At 71.2% G+C, this 19,697-nt stretch carries 20 protein-coding genes; 4 read left to right on the forward strand and 16 right to left on the reverse strand.

Annotated features, from left to right (window positions below; all coding sequences use genetic code 11):
- Nucleotides 1–36 precede the first annotated feature (36 nt).
- The 8 genes from pcaDC to H343_RS0105175 all read right to left on the reverse strand — a co-directional run bounded on the left by pcaDC (nt 37) and on the right by H343_RS0105175 (nt 8,330).
- A complete protein-coding gene (pcaDC, locus tag H343_RS0105140; protein ID WP_078505013.1) occupies nt 37–1,284 on the reverse strand; it encodes a bifunctional 3-oxoadipate enol-lactonase/4-carboxymuconolactone decarboxylase PcaDC in 1,248 nt (415 codons plus the stop codon).
- Nucleotides 1,285–1,365: 81 nt separating this feature from the next.
- Nucleotides 1,366–1,947 carry a hypothetical protein gene (locus H343_RS0105145; RefSeq protein WP_028430267.1) on the reverse strand — a complete coding sequence of 194 codons (582 nt, stop codon included), beginning with the start codon at nt 1,945–1,947 and terminating at the stop codon, nt 1,366–1,368.
- Nucleotides 1,944–3,098, reverse strand: coding sequence for an ROK family glucokinase (locus tag H343_RS0105150; protein ID WP_106958773.1), 1,155 nt, complete (start codon nt 3,096–3,098; stop codon nt 1,944–1,946). Before H343_RS0105150 ends, H343_RS0105145 begins: the two co-directional genes overlap by 4 nt.
- Before the next feature lie 244 nt (nt 3,099–3,342).
- Entirely contained in the window at nt 3,343–4,206 is an 864-nt protein-coding gene (locus tag H343_RS0105155) for an ATP-binding cassette domain-containing protein (protein WP_078505014.1), read from the reverse strand.
- A complete protein-coding gene (locus tag H343_RS0105160; RefSeq protein ID WP_028430270.1) occupies nt 4,203–5,291 on the reverse strand; it encodes an ABC transporter permease in 1,089 nt (362 codons plus the stop codon). The genes H343_RS0105155 and H343_RS0105160 overlap by 4 nt, the downstream gene beginning before the upstream one ends.
- Entirely contained in the window at nt 5,288–6,313 is a 1,026-nt protein-coding gene (locus H343_RS0105165) for a sugar ABC transporter substrate-binding protein (RefSeq protein WP_037902589.1), read from the reverse strand. The genes H343_RS0105160 and H343_RS0105165 overlap by 4 nt, the downstream gene beginning before the upstream one ends.
- 169 nt (nt 6,314–6,482) lie before the next feature.
- Complete coding sequence (locus H343_RS0105170; RefSeq protein ID WP_078505015.1) at nt 6,483–7,493, reverse strand: sugar ABC transporter substrate-binding protein; 1,011 nt, start codon at nt 7,491–7,493, stop codon at nt 6,483–6,485.
- Between the two features lie 114 nt (nt 7,494–7,607).
- A complete protein-coding gene (locus tag H343_RS0105175; protein WP_028430273.1) occupies nt 7,608–8,330 on the reverse strand; it encodes a GntR family transcriptional regulator in 723 nt (240 codons plus the stop codon).
- Between the two features lie 191 nt (nt 8,331–8,521).
- Between H343_RS0105175 and H343_RS0105180 the strand changes: the two genes are divergently transcribed.
- The 3 genes from H343_RS0105180 to H343_RS0105195 all read left to right on the forward strand — a co-directional run bounded on the left by H343_RS0105180 (nt 8,522) and on the right by H343_RS0105195 (nt 11,295).
- Nucleotides 8,522–9,523 (forward strand): Gfo/Idh/MocA family protein, encoded by a 1,002-nt coding sequence (locus H343_RS0105180; protein WP_028430274.1) that lies wholly within the window; start codon nt 8,522–8,524, stop codon nt 9,521–9,523.
- A gap of 109 nt (nt 9,524–9,632) precedes the next feature.
- Nucleotides 9,633–10,058: a cytidine deaminase gene (locus H343_RS0105185; protein ID WP_028430275.1), complete on the forward strand. Its 426-nt coding sequence runs from the start codon at nt 9,633–9,635 to the stop codon at nt 10,056–10,058.
- 325 nt (nt 10,059–10,383) lie between these two features.
- Complete coding sequence (locus H343_RS0105195) at nt 10,384–11,295, forward strand: SDR family NAD(P)-dependent oxidoreductase (protein ID WP_028430276.1); 912 nt, start codon at nt 10,384–10,386, stop codon at nt 11,293–11,295.
- A 19-nt stretch (nt 11,296–11,314) separates the two neighbouring features.
- On the opposite strand, the gene H343_RS0105200 is transcribed toward H343_RS0105195, so the two are convergent.
- Nucleotides 11,315–12,112, reverse strand: coding sequence for a methyltransferase domain-containing protein (locus H343_RS0105200; protein WP_028430277.1), 798 nt, complete (start codon nt 12,110–12,112; stop codon nt 11,315–11,317).
- A gap of 5 nt (nt 12,113–12,117) precedes the next feature.
- Entirely contained in the window at nt 12,118–12,330 is a 213-nt protein-coding gene (locus tag H343_RS0105205) for a DUF397 domain-containing protein (protein WP_028430278.1), read from the reverse strand.
- Between the two features lie 375 nt (nt 12,331–12,705).
- Between H343_RS0105205 and H343_RS0105210 the strand changes: the two genes are divergently transcribed.
- Nucleotides 12,706–13,116 (forward strand): VOC family protein, encoded by a 411-nt coding sequence (locus H343_RS0105210; protein ID WP_028430279.1) that lies wholly within the window; start codon nt 12,706–12,708, stop codon nt 13,114–13,116.
- A 46-nt stretch (nt 13,117–13,162) separates the two neighbouring features.
- Here H343_RS0105210 and H343_RS0105215 read toward each other — a convergent pair whose 3' ends face one another.
- From H343_RS0105215 to allB, 6 genes are all read right to left on the reverse strand, one after another.
- Entirely contained in the window at nt 13,163–13,666 is a 504-nt protein-coding gene (locus H343_RS0105215; RefSeq protein ID WP_028430280.1) for a GNAT family N-acetyltransferase, read from the reverse strand.
- Between the two features lie 187 nt (nt 13,667–13,853).
- A complete protein-coding gene (locus H343_RS0105220) occupies nt 13,854–14,504 on the reverse strand; it encodes a bifunctional 4-hydroxy-2-oxoglutarate aldolase/2-dehydro-3-deoxy-phosphogluconate aldolase (protein ID WP_028430281.1) in 651 nt (216 codons plus the stop codon).
- 276 nt (nt 14,505–14,780) lie between these two features.
- A complete protein-coding gene (locus H343_RS0105225; protein WP_051264594.1) occupies nt 14,781–15,710 on the reverse strand; it encodes a sugar kinase in 930 nt (309 codons plus the stop codon).
- A gap of 868 nt (nt 15,711–16,578) precedes the next feature.
- On the reverse strand, nt 16,579–17,016 hold the full coding sequence (locus tag H343_RS0105230; protein ID WP_028430283.1) for a ribonuclease: 438 nt from the start codon (nt 17,014–17,016) through the stop codon (nt 16,579–16,581).
- Nucleotides 17,017–17,079: 63 nt separating this feature from the next.
- Nucleotides 17,080–18,288 carry an allantoicase gene (alc, locus tag H343_RS0105235; protein WP_078505016.1) on the reverse strand — a complete coding sequence of 403 codons (1,209 nt, stop codon included), beginning with the start codon at nt 18,286–18,288 and terminating at the stop codon, nt 17,080–17,082.
- Nucleotides 18,285–19,628 (reverse strand): allantoinase AllB, encoded by a 1,344-nt coding sequence (gene allB, locus H343_RS0105240; protein ID WP_028430285.1) that lies wholly within the window; start codon nt 19,626–19,628, stop codon nt 18,285–18,287. The genes alc and allB overlap by 4 nt, the downstream gene beginning before the upstream one ends.
- Nucleotides 19,629–19,697: the final 69 nt, after the last annotated feature.

Genomic DNA, 19,697 nt, shown 5'->3' on the forward strand with positions numbered 1-19,697 from the left:
CGGGTGCCGCGCCGCCCGCAGGGAGGTGAGCGGAAGTCAGTCCTCCGGCGTGGTCTCCTCGCGGATGACGCGCTGGGCCACCCCGAACGCGGAGTTCGCCGCCGGGACGCCCACGTAGACCGCCGTCTGCAACAGCACTTCCCTGATCTCCCCCGGGGTCAGCCCGTTGCGCAGAGCGGCCCTGATGTGGAAGGTCAGCTCGTCGAAGTGGCCGCGGGCGACGAGCGCGGTCAGCGTGACCACGGAACGGCTGCGCCGGTCGAGGCCCGGCCTGGTCCACACCTCGCCCCAGGCGTAGCGGGTGATGAAGTCCTGGAAGTCCTGCGTGAAGTCGTCGGCCTTCTCCAGCGAACGGTCGACGTGGCCGTCGCCCAGCACTTCCCTGCGCACCTTCATGCCGGCGTCGTAGGGGTCATTGCGAGCGGACACCACTTCCCCGGACTCCAGTTCGGCCACGGCGCCCGTCGGCCTGGTCGACTCGGGCGTGACGACCGGGACCGGCGCGGGCGGTCCCGCCGGGGACTCCTGCCAGCTCGTGGTGAAGTGCCTGATGAGCAACTCGGTGACGGCGCCGGGCTGTTCGACGGGGGTGAGATGCGAGGCGCCGGGGACTATGGCCAGCCGCGCGTCCGGTATGCCGGCGACCAGGGCACGGGCGTCGGCCGGCGGCGTCGCCTGGTCCTCGGCTCCCGCCATCACCAGCGTCGGTACACCGATGCTCCCGAGCCGGTCGCGCACGTCGAAGGCGGCGAGCACCTCGCACGCGGCTATGTAGCAGCCGGGGTCGGTCGTACGGACCATCTGCACCGCCCACTCCACTATGGCGGGCTGCGCCGCCACGAAGCCGTCGGTGAACCAGCGTTCCGGGGTGGCGCGTGCGATGGGGTCGAGCCCGTTCGTACGGACGACCACGCCACGCTGCCGCCAGGAGTCCGCCGTGCCGAAGCGCGGCGAGGTGGAGATCAGCGCGAGCGAGGAGAGCCGTTCGCGTGCCAGCAGGCCGAGCTGGATGCCGATGGCGCCGCCTATGGAGCAGCCGACGTAGCCGAAGCGGTTGATGCCGATGGAGTCCAGTGTGGCCAGGAGCCGCTGGGCCATGGCGGCCGCGGAGTCGGCGGCGTGTGCGGGGGCGCCCCCGTGGCCGGGCAGGTCGAACCGCAGGACGCGCCAGTTGCGGGTGAGTTCGGGGATCTGGCGGTCCCACATGTGCCAGGTCGTGCCGAGGGACGGGCCCAGCACGAGCACCGGCGCGTCGTCGGGTCCGTCAACGCGGTGTTGCAACATCAGGCCACTCTGCTTCTCGCTCACACGGCCACGCTACCCAGCGGATGACCCCGCACGGTCTCGGGGCCGCTGCTGTGCACATCAGAACTCCACGGTGGACACGACATACACACGTGGCCTGTTCTCATAGGTACGGTCCACGGTGATCGTCACGTTCGGGCGGCCCTTCTCCTGTCGGAGAGTTGTGCCCGCGTAGCTGTGCCCTTCCTGCTGAAGGTCCCAGCCGACGTGATCGGCGTGCCTTTCGTTGATCGTCACATCTCCCTCACGCAGCGAGCCGCGCCCGGAGCCCACGTCGTCGAGGAACTGGCCCAGCCGCTTGTCCGAGGTGCGGAACTGGACGTAGAGGGTGCTGCGCTGCCAGGAGTTGGTCTCGTAGAAGGCGGGGTGGCCGACGCGGGCCGGCAGCGGCACGTTGTAGACGTTGCGCTGCACCTTGCTCGGCCAGCCGTAGCTGAGGCTGGTGGCGGCGGCGTTGCGCTGCTTGTCCTCGCCGCTGTCGCGGCTCTGGAAGGCCGAGTGGACCACGTACCCCAGCGGGATCGCGATCAGCCCCACCACGATCAGCAGAGTGAGCACGCGGTGCCGCGGCCGGTGCGGCGGCCTCTGCGGCGTGCGAAGGTCCGTGCCGGCGGCAGGCGGCTTCGGAGAGGTCGTGGTCACTGTCCCACCGCCCGGCGCAGGTTGTCGGCCGCGCGTTCGTAGCGTTCGTAGCGCTCCAGGCGCCGCCTGTTGGCGCGGCGGAAGCGGCGGGCCACGAGCCGGGCCAGGTCGGCGGCCCCGACCATGCCCGCCTCGGGGCCGAGCTGTGCCTTGGCGATGGTGGCCTCCGGCCGGTAGCCGCGCCCTGTCAGATGACGCCGGAAGGCGTCCCGCGCGGGGTCGATGAGCAGGTCGTCGGCGGCGCTGACCCCGCCGCCGATGACGAAGCCGCCCGGGTCCAGGGCCGCGGCGAGGTTGGCGATGCCCACACCCAGCCAGTGTCCGATGTCCTGGAGCAGTTCGGTGCACATGGCGTCGCCGTCGCGGGCCAGCTCCGTGATGAGCGGCCCGGTGATGTCGGCGATCTGGCCGTCGACGCGTTCGATGATGCCGTACGCGACGGGCGACTCCGACGCGGCCAGCTCGCGCGCCTCGCGCACCAGGGCGTTGCCCGAGCTGTACTGCTCCCAGCAGCCGCGGTTGCCGCAGGGGCAGCGGTGGCCGCCGGGCACGACCTGCATGTGACCGAACTCGCCCGCCACCCCGTACTTGCCGCGCTTGAGGCGTCCGCCCTCCAGGATGGCCCCGCCGATGCCCGTACCGAGCGTGATCATGACGAGGTGCTCCTCACCCCGTCCGGCGCCGAAGCGCCACTCGCCCCAGGCGGCGGTGTTCGCGTCGTTGTCGACCATGACGGGGACGGCGAGACGGGCGGTGAGGGCGTCCTTGAGCGGCTCGTCCCGCCACGCCAGGTGCGGCGCGAACAGTACGCGGGAGCGGTCGGCGTCCACCCAGCCGGCGGCGCCGATGCCGACGGCGTGCACGTCGTGCCGGTCCGAGAGGTCCAGCACCAGCTCGGCGATGGTGTCCTCGACGACCTTGGGGCTCTTGGACTTCTCGGGGGTCTCGGCGCGCACCTGCTCCAGAATCTGCCCGTCGGCGTCGACGACACCGGCCATCACCTTGGTACCGCCGATGTCGATGCCGACGGTCGGCACCCGGGGCGCGGAGAGGTGCGAGCGCCGCTCCCTGGTGCTGACCGTCCGCAGAACGCTGGCGTTGGGGGCGGTGCGCGTGTGGACACGGTCCCGGTCCGCGCGTTCTCGGTACATGCTCACTGCGCGGCCTTTCGTATGTGCACGGCTGCTGGCTTCTCGGTCACTGGTGTGTCCGGGCCGGGACGTCCGGCGCCGTGCGCCGCCCTCCCCCGGACTCCCGGGGCGGGGCCCCGGCGCGGACCGGGGGCCTGTACGAGGGATGGACATGCCGGACGAGCCCGGGCCCATGTGGCCGATTCTGCCTTACCGCGGCCCGTGGTCGCGCGACGGGCGTCTCACCTCAGGTGCTGCGGACGTCTCACTTCAGGTGCTGCGGCACCGGTGCGCGCTCCAGCTCGTGACTGAGCTGTTCCAGCTCGCTGCCGCCGGACATCTGCCGTGTGAGCTCCTCCAGCTCCAGCGACTCCTTGCGGTGGCTGCCCGCCATGGTGCCGCGCTTGAGCAGTACGAAGCGGTCGCCGACGAGGTACGCGTGGTGCGGGTTGTGCGTGATCAGCACGACCCCCAGTCCCGCGTCCCGCGCGGCGGCCACGTACTTCAGTACGACACCCGACTGCTTCACGCCCAGCGCGGCCGTCGGCTCGTCCAGCACCAGCACCTTCGCTCCGAAGTAGACGGCCCGCGCGATGGCCACGCACTGCCGTTCACCGCCGGAGAGGGTGCCGATGGGCTGGTCGACGTCGCGCAGGTCGATGCCCATGCGCAGCAGCTCGCTGTGCGTCGTGCGGCGCATCCTCTCCACGTCCAGCCGTGCGAAGGGGCCGCGCCCCTTGACGGGCTCCGAGCCGAGGAAGAAGTTGCGCCAGACCGGCATCAGCGGGACGACGGCGAGGTCCTGGTAGACGGTGGCGATCCCGCGGTCCAGGGCCTCGCGCGGCGAGCCGAGCGTGGTCTCCTGGCCGTTGATGCGGAAGCTGCCCGAGTCGTGCTGGTGCAGCCCGGCGACGATCTTGATGAGGGTCGACTTTCCCGCGCCGTTGTCGCCGAGCACGCAGGTGATCTCGCCGGAGTGGACCTGGAGCGAGACCCCTTCCAGTGCGCGGATGTTGCCGTAGAACTTGCTGACGTCGGCCAGCTCCACGAGCGGGGTGGCCGCCGTGTCCACAGCCGCCTCCCGGGCCTGACCGGCAGTCCCGTCGCCGGTTTCCTTCTGCGCGCTCATCGGTTCGCCTCCGCCCGCTTGCGTATCCACGCGTTCAGGAGGGTGGCGATCAAGAGCATCGCCCCCAGGAAGAACTTGAACCAGTCGGGCTCCCACTGGGCGTAGACGATGCCCTTGCTCGTCATGCCGAAGATGAAGGCGCCCACGGCCGCGCCGACCGCCGAGCCGTAGCCGCCGGTGAGGAGGCAGCCGCCGATGACGGCCGCGGCGATGTAGATCAGCTCGTTGCCGACGCCCTCGCCGGACTGGACGACGTTGTAGTTGAAGAGCAGGTGCTGCCCGGATATCCAGGCACCCAGCGCGACCCCGAGATAGAGACCGATCTTCGTACGGACGACCGGGACGCCGACCGCGCGGGCGGTCTCCTTGCCGCCGCCGACCGCGAAGATCCAGTTGCCCGCCCGGGTGCGCAGCAGCAGCCACGTCGCCACGGCCACCAGCGCCAGCCACCACACGACGGTGACCTGGAGCTGCACCGGGCCGAGCGTCAGCTCGGAGGCGAAGAGCGCCCGGGCGGAGGTGAAGCCCTCCATGTCGGCGATGCTCTTGGTCGAGACGGTGCCGCTGATCAGCTTGGTGAGGCCCAGGTTGAGGCCCGTCAGCATCAGGAAGGTGCCGAGCGTGATGATGAAGCTCGGCAGTTTCGTCCGTACGAGCATGTAGCCGTTGAAGAGGCCGATGCCGAGGGTGAGCAGCAGCGAGACGCCGACGCCGACCCAGACGTTGGCCGTCATCTGGTAGCTGAACATCGAGGAGATCAGCGAGGAGGTGGTGACCATGACGCCGGTCGACAGGTCGAACTCCCCGCCGATCATCAGCAGCGCCACCGGCACCGCCATGATCCCCAGGGTCGAGGCGGAGTAGAGCACCGTGGAGAGGCTGGATGCGCGCAGGAAGCTGTCGGCGACGACCGAGAAGAAGATGAATACGGCGACGGCTCCGACGACCGCGCCCAGTTCGGGGCGGCCGAGCAGACGGTGCAGCAGCGGCCGGTGCATCAGTCGTTCGTCACTGTTCGCGGCCTCGTCGGGCTCCGTCCCGGAGGCGCCGGCGGGTGTGGGTGTGGGCGTGGGTGTCGCCGTCATCGCGTCCCCCGCTTCGTGTACTTCTGCACGGTCGATGCGTCCTTCTCGGTGAGGATCTGCGGGCCGGTCAGCACGGGCTCGCCGCCGCCCAGCACGTTGGCGTTGTAGCGCTCGAGCCAGAGCAGGTCGACCGCCTCGTAGCCCTGCAGGTACGGCTGCTGGTCCACGGCGAAGCCGAGCGTCCCGTCCTTCAGCGCGGCGGCGGCCTGGTCGTTGAGGTCGAAGGTGTTGATCTCCGCGTCGCTGTCCGCGCCTTCGGCCGCCTTCACGGCGGTCAGTGCGAAGGGCGCGCCCAGCGTGACGACGCTGTCGACGTCGCGGTCCGACTGGAGTTCGGCCTCCACGGAGGACTCGACGGCCGGCATGTTCGTACCGTCGACGTGCAGGTTGCGCACCTTGCCGTCGAAGGTCTTCTCCATACCGCGGCACCGCTCCTCGTGGCCGACGTTGCCCTGCTCGTGCAGCAGGCAGACGGCCTTCTTGCGGCCGCGCTGGTTCAGCTCCCTGCCGACGGCCTCGCCCGCCAGCACCTCGTCCTGGCCGATGTGGGCGAGGGCGCCGAACGCCTCGGACTTGTCCTGCCCGGAGTTGATGGTCACGACGGGTATGCCGGCCTTGACGGCCTTCTTCACCGCGCCCTTCATCGCGTCCGGCTTCGCCAGGGAGACGATCAGCCCGTCGACCTTCTTGTCGACGGCGGCCTGGACGAGCTGTGCCTGCCGTCCCGCCTCGTCGTCGTTGGAGTAGAGGAACTCGATGTTGTCCTTCGCGGCGGCCTGTTCGGCTCCGCTCTGCACGATGTCCCAGAAGGTGTCGCCCTCTCCCGAGTGGCTCACCATGGCGACCTTCCAGCGGGGGGTGCTGACGCCGGACTCTCCGGAGACCGCCGCGTCGCGTTCCTCCTCGGCCCGTTTGCCGCCGGTGCTGCTGCATCCCGCGAGTACGACACTCGCCGCGAGGAGCGCCGCCGTGGCGGTTCGCGTCGCTCGTGCTCCCGTGCGGTTCGCGCGGAACCTCTCCAGCCTGGACACGTGCTGCTGACCTCTCGGTGCGTGTGGTGCTGTTCGTTCCGGCGGCGGTGCACGGCGGATGCCGGCCTCCCGCCGCCTGTGGTGCTGCCCGTCCGGCGCCCGGCACGGTGGCCCGTGCGGTACGCCGGACGAGTATGGATCACCGCTGCCGCGTGCGTGGTCACCGGGTTCCGCGCTGGGTGTACTTCTCCAGCCGCGGCACGTCCTTCTCCGTGACGATCTGCGGGCCGGTCAGTACGGGCTTGCCGCCGCCCAGCTCGTTGGCGTTGTACGCGTTCAGCCACAGCACGTCGACCGCCTCGTAGCCCTGCAGATACGGCTGCTGGTCGACCGCGAAGCCGAACGACTTGTCCTTGAGCCCCTTCACCACCTGGGCGTTGAGGTCGAAGGTGTTGATCTCCGCCTCGCTTCCGGCCTTGTCCTTGGCCTTCGCCGACGTCGCCGCGAAGGGGGCGCCGAGGGTGAGCACGGAGTCGATCGCGGAGTCGGACTGCAGCTTGGCCTCGACGGAGGACTGCACGTCCGGCATGTTCGTACCGTCGACGTTGAGCGTGGACATCTCGCCGTCGAAGGCCTCCTTCGCCCCGGCGCACCGCTCCTCCAGGGAGACGTTGCCCTGCTCGTGGATGACGCACAGGGCCTTCTCGCGGTCCCGCTCGTTGAGCTCCTCGCCGACGGCCTCGCCGGCGATCTTCTCGTCCTGACCGATGTGCGCCAGCGCGCCCAGTTCGGAGGAGAACTCGCCGCCGGAGTTGATCGTGACGACGGGTATGCCTGCCTTGACGGCCTTCTTCACGACGCCCCTCATCGCGTCCGGCTTGGCCAGCGTCACGATCAGCCCGTCGACCTTCTTGTCGATGGCCGACTGCACGAGCTGTGCCTGCCGTCCCGCCTCGTCGTCGTGCGAGTAGTCGAACTGGACGTTGTCCTTGCGGGCGGCGTCCTTCGCCCCGCTCTGCACGATGTCCCAGAAGGTGTCGCCGTCCCCGGAGTGGGAGACCATGGCGATCGTCATCCGCGGGGTGTTCACCCCCTTGCCGCCGCCCGCGCCGTCGCTCTTCTCCTCTTCACCCTTGCCACCGGAGCTGCTGCAGCCGGCGGCGAGGAGCGCCGCGCCCGTCAGTGCTGCCGCGACCGTTGTTGCTCTACGTGCTCTACGCCGAAGGACCATGAGCGGAGTTCTAGCCGCGGTCCGAAGGCAGCGTCAATACTTTGTCCGAACATTCTCCACGACAGTTTGTCCGAACATACTCCGCGGCACCGGGAAGGCCGTGCCCGCGCACACTCACGAACGCACGAGGAGCTGGAACTCGAAGGAGTAGCGCGACGCCCTGTACAGGTGCGAGGCGTACTCGACGGGCCGTCCCGTGTCGTCGAAAGTCGTCCGCTCCATGGTCAGCAGCGGCGCCCCCGCCTCCTCGCCGAGCAGCTTCGCCTCCTCGGCGGTCGCCGCCCGGGCACCGACCGACTGCCGCGCGCTGTGCAGCGTGACACCGGCGCCGCGCATCAGCCGGTACAGCCCCGTCGACTCCAGCTCCTCGCCGCTCTCCCCCGGGAGCAGGTCACCGGGAAGGTGGTTGCACAGGTACGCCATCGGCTCGCCGTGCGTCAGCCGGAGCCGCTCGACTCGCCGCACCTGCGCACCCTGACTGACACCGAGCGCGACGGCCACCTCACCCGAGGCCTCCTCCCGCTCGTAGCGCAGCACCTGGGTCGCGGGGCGCTGACCGGCCGCCTCCAGGTCGTCGTAGAGGCTGCTCAGCTCCAGCGGACGCCTGACCTGACTGTGCACGACCTGCGTGCCGATGCCTCGCCGGCGCACCAGCAGCCCCTTGTCCACGAGGGACTGGATGGCCTGCCGCACCGTGGGCCGGGAAAGTCCGAGCCGCCCGGCCAGCTCGATCTCGTTGCCGAGCAGACTTCCGGGGGAGAGTCTGCCGCGCTCGATCGCGGTTTCGAGCTGCTGCGCGAGCTGGAAGTACAACGGGACCGGGCTGCTGCGGTCCACGCTGAACTCGAGGTCGACGGGATCATTCTTCGCCACGGTGGGAGCGTAGTGGGCCGGGCGGTCCACCGGAAGGCGTAAGTTCGGTTGTCCGGACAAAACGATCCGTGACCCGGCCGCTTCCGCGCGTTGCCCGGTCAATTGTCCTGACAAAGTATTGACAGCACTTGGGACCGGCGGAGAATGTGTCCCCCATGCGCATCGGACTCATCGGCACCGGCCGGATCGGCACCTTCCACGCCCGTACCCTCACCGCCGCCCCCGAGGTGACGGAGCTCCTGCTCACCGACGCGGACGCCGCACGCGCCGCCGAAGTCGCCGCCTCCCTCGGCGCCACCGCCGTCCCCACACCCGCCGAACTGCTCGACGAGAGCCCCGACGCGGTCGTCATCGCCTCGGCCACCGCGTCGCACGCCGACCTCATCCAGGCCGCCGCCGAACGTGCGCTGCCCGTCTTCTGCGAGAAGCCGATCGCCCTCGACCTGCCGGGCACCCTGGAGGCACTGCGCACGGTGGACGCGGCGGGCATCCTGCTGCAGATCGGCTTCATGCGCCGCTTCGACGCCGGGTACGCGGCGGCCCGCGCCGCCGTCTCCTCCGGCCGCCTGGGACGGGTGCACACGGTGCGCGCCATGACCTCCGACCCGGCGCCGCCGCCTGCCGCCTACCTCCCGCTCTCCGGCGGCCTCTACCGCGACTGCCTGGTGCACGACTTCGACATCCTGCGCTGGGTCACGGGGCGCGAGGTCGTCTCCGTCTACGCGGCCGGCTCGGACGCCGGCCCCGGCATCTTCCGCGAGGCCGACGACGTCGACACGGCCGCCGCCCTGCTCACACTCGACGACGGCACCCTGTGCACGGCCACGGCGACCCGCGTCAACGGCGCGGGCTACGACGTACGCATGGAGATCGCCGGCGAGAAGGACCAGGTGACCGTCGGCCTCGACGCCCGTACACCCCTGACCTCGCTCGAACCTGCCGCGGAAGCCGCCGCCGGCACGCCCTGGCCGGGTTTCCTCGATCGGTTCGCCCCCGCGTACGAGGCCGAACTCGCCGCGTTCGTAGGGGCGGTGCGGGGCGAGGCCCCCAACCCCTGCGACGGGCACGAGGCGTTGGCGGCCCTCCGCGTCGCCGAGGCGTGCGAACTCTCACGCCGCGAGGGACGGCAGGTGGCGATGGAGGAGATCGCGCAGTAGCGGCGGGACACGGGCTGACACGGTGGCCGGGTGGCGGGCCGGCACTCGGGTCGGCACGCGGTCCGGAAATCTGTGGCCGCCCGGCCGCCCGCTTCGGTAGCTTCCGCGGATGACCGCCCCCGAGGACGAACCGGACGAACTGATCGCCGCCGCCGAGTCCGTCCTCCACCCCCGCACGGTGGGCGACCGGCTGTTCGGCAACGTGGCCTCCACCCTGGTGACGGAGGCGGGCAACCGCTACTCGGGGGTCTGCCTCGACACCGGATCGGGCACCGGGTTCTGCGCGGAGCACTCGGCCATCGCGGCCATGGTCACCGCCCGCGAGTACCGGATCGCGAAGATCGTCGCGGTGTGGCGCAGCGACGAGGGGCTGCTGCACGTGCTGCCGCCGTGCGGACGGTGCAGGGAGTTCATCCGCCAGATCGACCCGGCCAACATCGACACCGAAGTGGTGCTCGGCCGGGGAGAGACAGCGACGCTGCGGGAGCTGCTGCCGTACAACGAGTGGCCGCAGCCGCTGGACCCGCCGCGTTGAGCTGCCGTGCTTCCCGGACCTGCCGGGATCACGGATCAGCGGTGGCCGCGGATCAGCGGTGGCCGCAGGTCAGCGGTGGCCGACCACACGACCACCCGGCCGCCGGGTTCGGTGACGAAGAAGCGGTGCACGCCCCCACTTCTCGCCCCGCGAGGCGTGGATGAACTCCGCCCCCGGGCACCCACCGCCGGTGAGAAGTACGGCCGGACGCTCCGCCTGACGCGGTGTCAACCTCCTTGCGGAGAGCGCCGAATACCTGGATGCCGAGGCGTATCGTTCGGTCACGACCACGACGAACCGCGTCACCGGATCCGGGGGAGCATGCATGAGTGGCATCTGCGAGGACCGCGTCGTACTCGTGACCGGCGGCGGCAGGGGTCTCGGCCGCGCCCACGCGCTCGCGGCGGCTGCCGAGGGCGCCCTGGTCGTCGTCAACGACCGTGACGCCGCTCTCGACGGCTCCGGAGCGGAGGAGGCGGGCGGGGTCTCCGTCGCCGAGAGTGTGGCGCGGGAGATCCGCGAAGCCGGCGGCCGTGCCGTCTCCAACACCGACGACGTCACGTCCTGGTCCGGCGCGGGAAGGCTGGTCGGTTCGGCACTCGAGGCGTACGGCAGGCTCGACGCGCTGGTGTGCAGCGCGGGGAACCTGCTCGACCGGGATCTGGTGGAGATGTCCGAGCAGGACTGGCGGTCGGTGGTCGCCGTCCATATGGACGGGCACGCCGCTCCGTTGCACCACGCGGCCCGCCACTGGCGCGGGGTCGCCGAGCGAACCGGCCGTCCCTCCGGCGGACGCGCCGTGCTGACCACCTCGGCAGCGGGCATCTGGGGCGACGCGGGACGTACGAACTACAGCAGCGCCAAAGCCGGGGTCGTGCTGCTCGGACGTACCGCCGCGAAGGAACTCGAGGCCTACGGCGCGTCCGTCAACGTCATCGCGCCCTTCGCCCGCAGCCGCATGACGATCAGTCTCGACGCGGGTCTGGCCGAGGAGCCTCCGCCCGGCCGGTTCGACGCACTCGATCCCGCGAACGTCTCGCCGCTCGTGGTGTGGCTGTGCTCCGAGGGGTCGGCGCACGTCAACGGCGAGGTGTTCGAGATCCACGGCGGACATCTGGGCGTCGTCGAACGGCCCCGCCGGGGCCCAGCGGTGGAGTCCGGGGGCCGGTGGGCTCCCGCCGACGTCGGCCCCGCCGTCGACGGGCTGCTGGCCTCGTCCTCGGACGGGTCAGCCTGACGGACAGACGCTGTGCGGCTCAACCGCCGCCCGCGCCGCCGGCGTCGGCGAGGAGTTGGAAGATCTTCGCCGCGTGCGGGTACGGATGCCGGTCGGTCAGCGCCAACTCCAGCGCCTCCAGACCGGCGTAGAAGTCGGGGTCGTGCTTGCGGGCGTCGTCGGTGATGTGGTCGTTGACGGTTCGGATGCCGCAGTGCTCGATCTTCGTGCACCCCGACTCGGCGAGCACGGCGGTGATCTCCTCCGCCGTGTGGAGGGTCAGTTCGGAGTCGAAGGTCTCCCCCTGTGCGGTGCGGCGGTCGAGAGCGGCGAGCGCGGCGGCGGGGTCGAGGGACCGTACGGCCAGGTTCAGTGGAGCCGCGTGCCGGTTGACCGCCATGACGGACAGCAGGCCGCCGGCGCGAACGAGCCCTGCCGCGGACCGCAGCACCGGCCGCGGATCGTCCAGGTACTGCAGGAGGTTGTGGCAGAGCACGACGTCGTAGCGGGTGCGGGTCACCGGCCCGGGCAGGTCGAGGACGTCCGCCTCCACGGTGTGCAGCCGGTCCTCCACCCCCGCGTCGCGGGCGCGTTCGTGCGCGGCGGCGAGCATGCCGGGCGAGAAGTCGACGATCGTCACTTCGTGACCGTGACGTGCGAGCCGCAGCGCGTCGCCGCCGTCGGCGCCCGCGAGGTCGAGCACCCGCAGTGGTCCCTCACCGAGCGCGGGGAGCCGCCGCCGGAGGTTGAACTCGGCGACGGTGTAGCGCAGTCGGCCCCACGGACTCTCCTGCCACTGCCGCCAGCCGTCGAGGGCGGCGTCGAACAGTCCCGACACGGGCCTCACTGCCCCTGCCGCGTGGCGAAAGGCACGCAGGCCGCCCCGGATTCGGCGGCAAGCGTCAGCGCCGGGAGCACCGTGTCCTTCGGATCCGGGACGTGCACCGCACCGGGACGGGCGGCCACCTCCGTGCACTCGCCGCCCACTCCGCTGCTGTGGCTGCTCTTGGACCGTGCCGGCTCAGGCACACTCTGATCAGGCTGCGCGACGCTCATTGCTCTCCCAGCAACTCCTCGACGAAGACCGGCGATTCATGGTGAGAGTGCCGGCCCGGAGAATCCCCCGACACTCCCCGCGCCCACGGGGACAGTCTGCCGCTCGGTGTACAGCCGGCCCTCCCGCTCAGCACCTCCCCGTGCAAGCGATCCTCCGCCCGTACCTGGTCTCGATCAAGGTGAATGGAGCCAGGGCGGCGTGTTCCGTCGCGGAAGAAGACCGGATACTGCCCGTCACAGCAGCGGGACCAGGACCAGGGCTTAGGACAAGCGCCCGATGGCACATGGACGTTGGGTCTCTAGGCTCGCTGCGGTTCGTGTCCACGGAGACCGACCGCTGATCCACGCAGGAACCTTCCGATCAGGAGATGCAGAATGCCGGCTGACGCCACGGCTCACATCCGCATAGCCCGGCCCTCACGTGACCTCCGGGCCGCAGAGCGCTTCTGGGTCTCCGGACTCGGTCTCGACATCCTGTACCAGCATGCGGCGGACGGCACCCCGGGCCGGAGCTCACTTCTCATGGTGGGCCGGCCCGATGCGAACTGGCACCTGGAACTCGTCCGCGATCCCGCTGCCCCCCTGGAGCCGCGGCCGACCCCCGAGGACCTGCTGGTCATCTATCTCGGCGAACCAGTTCCCGGCCCTGTGGTGGAACAGCTCGAGCAGCACGGTGGCAAGCGGGTGCCGGCTCACAATCCGTACTGGGACACCTGGGGGGTGACTGTCCAGGACCCGGACGGCTACCTGCTGGTGCTCTCCACCCGCACCTGGTCCAACTCGTAGAAAGTCCGTGCCGTTCGGATCTCCGTAGGCCAGTGACGCCGGCCGGCTAGGACCCGCGGAAGAACTTGACCATGAACGTGCAGGCGTCGGCGACGCGGTGCGGGTGGCCCTCGCTGTCCTCGTAGGACCAGCAGTCGAGATACGGGGTCGTGGCGCTGTATCCGAGCCTCTTGTAGAGGTCCTCCGTGCGCGGGTTGTTCTTCTCCACGCCCAGGCCGACGCAGTCGAGGCCCTGTTGGCGTACGAGCTGCTCGGCCTTCTCTATCAGGGAGGTGCCCACGCACTGGCTGCGCAGCGTCTCCGGCCACAGGCCCAGGCCGTTGATCTCGGGACAGCCGGGGTGCACGGCACGCACCTCGGGTGCTTCGCAGCCGCTCCAGAGCACCTCGCAGCTTCCGACGGGCACACCGTCCCGCCAGGCGACGAGGAAGGTGCTGGCGCCCTCACTGTGGCGGGCGAAGCGGGGAACGTGGTGTGAGGCGGCGCCCAGGGACGGCATGTGTGCGTCGAGCAGCGCGACGTCTTCTTCCCTGCACTCGCTGATCCTCATCCGGCACACACTAGATTCCCGATGTGCGGGTGTGGTGGGGGTTACGAACGCATGTGAGGCGGAACATGCGCCTCCTGCTGCGGTCGCGCGCGACGAGCCGCCGCCCGTCGCACCGGTGGGTGCATGATCCGCCGCGTCCGGGCTCCTGCCGTCACCGGTGTGCGCGTCTCCTCCGTCGGGCGCCATGTCAGCGTCTGCTCTTCCGCGGCGGTGCGGGGACGGCGTCCTCCAGCCGCTGCAGCAGTTCGGTGACGCGCTTGGAGACGGTCTCCTTGTCGCCCTCCGCCAGGGCCGAACCCATCCCGCAGGCGACGGCTCCGGCCGCGATCCACTCGGGTGCGTTCTGGACGGTGACGCCTCCGGTGGGCAGCAGGGCGGCCTGGGGCAGGGCGGCCCTCACGTCCCGCACCCAGCCCGGTGCGTATCCGGAGGCCGGGAAGAGCTTGAGCGCGTCGGCCCCCAGTTCCATCGCCCGTACGATCTCCGTGGGGGTGGCGACACCGGGGAAGACCGGCACGCCGTAGCGGTGACCGGTGCGGATGACCTCCGGGTCCAGGGCGGGTGAGACGAGGAACCGGGCGCCCGCGTCGATCGCGGCCCGCGCGGCTGCGGCGTCCAGGACGGTACCCGCGCCGATCACGGAGTCGTCCCCCGTCTCCCGTCGCAGGGTGGCGACGGCCTCCAGGGCGTGCGGACTGGTCAGTGAGATCTCCATGCTGTTGATCCCGGCACCGAGCAGGGTGTCGGCCGTGGCTGTGACCCGGTCGTAGCTGTCGCTGCGGACGATGGCGAAGACGCGTTGCTCCAGGGCGGCACGGGTGATCTCCCAGCGGTACACGGCAGTCGTCGCCTCACTCTCTCGTCGGGGCCGTGGCCGGCTCGCGGGTGCGCGTCCGGCTGTCGGCCTGCGATCGCTTCACTCGTGCTGTTCTGCGCTGTTTTCCGGATTCCCCGTGAAACACGCCGTACTTGTGTGCGCTTGTGCACAGCCGTGGGGCGTGCGCGATGTGCTGCGGTCATGTGCACGTGCTCGGTGCTCGGTGCACGGGGGTGCCGGTCGGGTGCGGTCGAGGCCGTCTTTCGGTGACGCCGCGCGCGGAGCACGGCGGGATGGTCAGCGGTGTACGGAGTCGGTTCCCTGTACGAACGCGCCCAGGGCGCGGTCACGGGCGTGAGCGGTGGGCAGACCGTCGGTGTCGCCGGGCGCCTGGACGACCAGGGCCGCCACGCACGCCGCTTCGGCAAGCGCCTGTTCGGCGGTCACGCCCCGCAGCCAGGCGGAGATCCATCCCGCGGCGAACGCGTCGCCCGCGCCCACGGGATCGGCGACCGGGACCGGGAACGCCGCCTGCGTCCACTTGCCCTTCGCCGCGAGTGCCGTCGCGGAGTGGTCGCGGCGCTTGATGACGACGGTACGGGCGCGGCCGATCGTCAGCAGCGCCTTCGCGGCCTCCTCCGCGCTGCTGCCCAGCAGCAGTTCCAGTTCGTCCTCCCCTGCGATGACGAGGTCGGCCTCCCGCAGGAGAGGACCGACGGTACGGATCCACTGGTGGTCGGTGCCGAGCTTGCGCCGTACGTTCGGGTCGAAGGAGACCGCCGCACCGACCTTCCGGGCCCGCTCGATCAGGGCCCAGGTCGCCTTCGCGGCGGACTCCGAGAGCATCGGTGTGATGCCTGAGACATGCACCACCCGTGCGCCGCGCAGCATCTCGACGTGGATCTGGTCCGGGCTGAGCAGTGAGGCGGCGGAACCGGAGCGGTAGTACTGCACATCGATCGCGCGCTGCGCATGGCTGTCGCGCAGCAGCAGCCCCGTCGGCGCCTGCGGGTCCTTCTCGGCGCCCGAGACGTCCACACCGTCTGCACGCAGCTCGCGCAGCACGGCCTCCCCCGCGGGATCGTCGCCGACCCGGCCGATCCAGCGCGCCCAGTGCCCGAGACGGGCAAGGCCCTGTGCGACGTTGGACTCGGCGCCCGCGACGGAGCGCCGGAAGGAGACGGCGTGGTCCAGCGGCATCCCCGGCTCGGCGAGCATCAGCAGCATCGCCTCACCGCAGGTAACGGCCTCCGGCCCGTTTGTCACCGGTTTCTCCCCAGATCTGCCACCATGGGATCACTCTCTGTGGAGAACGTTACCCGTTCATACGGACATTGCCACCCCCCACAGGCGCACTTCCTGCCCCGGCGAGGAATCGTCACGGTGGCAGGGCCGCCGCGACGACGGTCACCGCGTCGGGTCCGAGTCTGCCGATTCCGAAGGCCGTACGGGCGGCGGGCCGGCGCAACCCGTACGCATCCGTGACCTCCGCGGGCCGGGCAGGAGCCGCGGTTCCGGCAGCAGACCCGACCGGCCTCCCAGGACGATTCGCTCCGGGTTGAGGAGATCGACCGGATCGGCGATGCCCGCTCCGTGGGCACTTCGGCGTTCCAGGCCGAGCGCGCCGTCGACGAGGACGGCTGCTCGCCGTCCGTCCGGGACACCATCTGCCGCGCCCCGGGCACGGTCCGCGGGCGGCACGAGCGGGGAGGCGGCCACGACGAGCCTTCGGCCTCGTCCACGCCGAGCACGCGAGGCGGCGCCCGCCGTGAAGACGAGCGGGCGTCGCTGCGCCGGGATCGTGCGTGCCCGGCGGGCGGCGGGCACGGCGCGCGGCGCGCGCCGCGGGAGGACGCGGCGCAGGAGGGGGTCGCGCGGACGGACGCGGCGCAGGAGGAGATCGCGCGGGAGGAGGCGGCGCGGGAGGAGATCGCGCGGGAGGAGGCGGCGCGGGAGGAGATCGCGCGGACGGAGGCGGACAGGCGGGAGCCCGGACGGACCGGGCAGCGGACGGACACGGGCGGGCGCCCTGGGCTTCAGCCGCCCGGGACGCCCGCACGCACGGCCAGCCCGGCGGGCCGGCCGTGCGGATGTGTCAGCAGCTGTAGTCGACCAGATCGAACGACTCGTAGTGGTCCTCGGTGTAGTAGTCCTCCTGGTCCTGGTCACCGGTGACGATGCGGCGCGCGCCGCGGTCGTCGGAGCCGGGGGTCTCCACGGTGTACTCGTGGTAGTAGCCGGTCTCATGGTCCGGCAGGAGGCCTTCGCGGTTCTCGAAGACCGTGCCGTCCTGCGGGTACGGGTAGGGGCCGCCCTGCTCGATGAGGTCGAGCGTGTCGTGGGCCTCGGACGGCAGTTCCGACTCGCAGATGTCACCGACCGCTGCCGGCGCGACGGCCGCGGGAGCCGAGACGGGAGCGGGTGCCGGGGCTGGTGCGGTGGCCTGGGCCATCGCGGCCGGTCCGCCGACGAGAAGGGAGAGGGACAGGGCGCTGAGGGCGCTGACGCGCGCGATTCGTGGGGGGAATCTCATGCGTTCCATGCTGACGCGCGTAGATGACATGTCAACGCCAACTCACTGATTTTTCCCCGCCGTTCACTCTCCGGCGCTCAGCCGGCGGTGCCGTTCGGCCAGTTCACGGCTGCCCTCGGCGGTGGGCGAACCGTGCAGCCGCAGCCGTGCGACACCCCCGTCGGGGAAGATGTCGAGACGTACGTGCGTGGCCGCTGCCGCCGTGTCGCCCAGCACGAAGCGGTGCACCGTGTCCGGCTGGAGCCGGGTGCGGGGCAACAGCTCCCGCCACTCGCCGTGTTCGCCGTCCCTGCCCCACAGCGCGGCCCAGCCGGCCGCGTTGCCCTTCAGGAAGCCGGTGTCGATCTCCACGGTGCGGATGTGCGCCTGTGCCGCGAGGGCGTAGGTGATCCAGTCGTTGCCGGTGTCGCGCCGGCGTCTGGTCTCCCAGCCCTCGTCCATCTGCCGCGAGCGCCCGGGCCGGATGGTGTTCGCGGGCGGGGAGTAGAAGCGGTCGGAGGCGTCCAGCACGGTGCCGCCGTTCTCCATGGCCACCAGGTCGAAGCTGCCCAGGGCACTCAACCACGCCGGGTCGGGGACGACTTGACCGTAGGCGCGCAGCCGCGCGATGCCGCCGTCCGGATGCTGGTTGACGCGCAGATGGGTGAAGCGCTTCCGCGCGGTGACGGCGAAGCCGTTGGCCGCGTGGCCCCCGATGTCCGTCCTCGCGACGAGTGTCGTCCACTCGACGCCGTCCGCGAGGAGTTCCTCCGGCGAGGGAGCACCCTCCACGGACGCCGCCTCGACGGAGACCGCGCGCGGGTGGTTGCCGCGGAAGTGGGCGGTGTCGACCACGACTCCGTGCAGCACTCCCGGAGCTCCGAGCCGCACCAGCGCCCAGTCGTGGTCACCGTCGCCGGGGTGGGGGTGCGCGGCTTCGGCGCCTCGGCGGCGCCTCGTCTCCCAGCCGTCCATGATCTTGCCCTTGTGGCCGAAGCGTTCGGGGTCGAAGACGGCGGGCCCGGGCTCGATCAGGTTCTCCCGCTCGGCGAAGAACTCGTCGTTCGCGGCGACGACCGAGGCGCCGAGACGGCGGTCGGCGAGATCGGTGAGGTGGGTGAAGGGGAAGTCGGCGGTGCGGTAGTCGGCGTAGGGGTCGCCGCCCGCGTACGGGCTCGCGGCCCCGGTGAAGGGCGCCGGGAGACCGGGGCCGATGCGGGGCTCGGAGCCGCGCTTGGAGCCGGGGGCGGCTCCCGGGAGGGAACCGGACGCTGCGGGCTGGGTGGCTGTCATGCGGTGGCCCTCTCGATCAGTTGTCCGGTGCGCCGGCCGGGGCGGCCGTCCTCGGCGACGAGTTCGCCGCGCAGCCACGTGGCGCGTACGACGCCGTGCAGGGTTCGTCCCGCGTAGGCGGTGACGGGGTTGCGGTGGTGCAGCCGTGCCGGGTCGACGGTGAAGGAGGCATCGGGGTCGAGGACGGCGAAGTCCGCGTCGTGTCCGGGAGCGACGGCGCCCTTGCGCCCGTCCAGTCCGGCCAGGGCGGCCGGACCGGAGGACATCCACCGGGCGACGTCGTCCAGGGTGTGCCCCCGCCTGCGTGCCTCGCTCCACACGACGGGCAGACCGAGCTGGAGCGAGGAGATGCCGCCCCAGGCGGTTCCGAAGTCACCGTCCTTCAACTCTGCGGTGCAGGGCGAGTGGTCGGAGACGACGCAGTCGATGACGCCGTCCGCCAGGCCCTGCCACAGCGCGTCCTGGTTGGCCCGCTCACGGATGGGCGGGCAGCACTTGAACTCGGTCGCGCCGTCGGGGACTTCCTCCGCGCAGAGAGTGAGGAAGTGCGGGCAGGTCTCGACGGTCAGCCGCACGCCGTCCCGCCTGGCCCGCGCGATGATCGGCAGCGCGTCGCCGGAGGAGAGATGCAGCACATGCACGCGCGCGTCCAACTCGGCCGCCAGTGCGATGAGATGGGAGACGGCGTCGTTCTCGGCGGCGCGCGGGCGGGACGCGAGGAAGTCGGCGTAGGCCCGTCCGCCCTTGCCCGGAGCCGCGTCGAGATGCGCGGGGTCCTCGGCGTGCACGATCAGCAGCCCGTCGAATCCCGCGATCTCCGTGAGCGCGGCGGCGAGCCGGGGCCGGTCGAGTTCGGGGAACTCCTCGACACCCGAGGGCGACAGGAAACACTTGAAGCCGAACACCCCCGCCTCGTGCAGTGGACGCAGGTCCGGGACGTTGCCGGGGACGGCCCCTCCCCAGAAGCCGGTGTCGATGTGCGCGCCGCCGCGTGCGACGTCCTGCTTGGTGCGCAGGTGGGCGACCGTGGTGGTGGGCGGCAGGGAGTTGAGCGGCATGTCCAGGAGCGTGGTGATGCCGCCGGCCGCCGCGGCGCGCGTCGCGGTGCGGAAGCCCTCCCACTCGGTGCGGCCCGGGTCGTTGACGTGCACGTGGGTGTCGACCAGGCCCGGGAGCACGACGTCGTCCCCCGCGTCCACGAGCCGCGCTCCGTGGGGGACGTGCGCGTCGTGCGGCTCCACGGCGGTGATGCGGCCGTCCGCGGCACTCACCGACGCGGCGCGCGTACCCTCGGGTGTGACGACACGCGTCGAGCGCAGTACGAGCTGTGCGTCCGGCACCGGGCACCCTTTCTCTTCAACATTCTGTTGATTAAGATCTTCTGGGCAGATCCGTGCGGCGTCAAGACT

Source organism: Streptomyces sp. TAA204 (genome assembly GCF_000424965.1).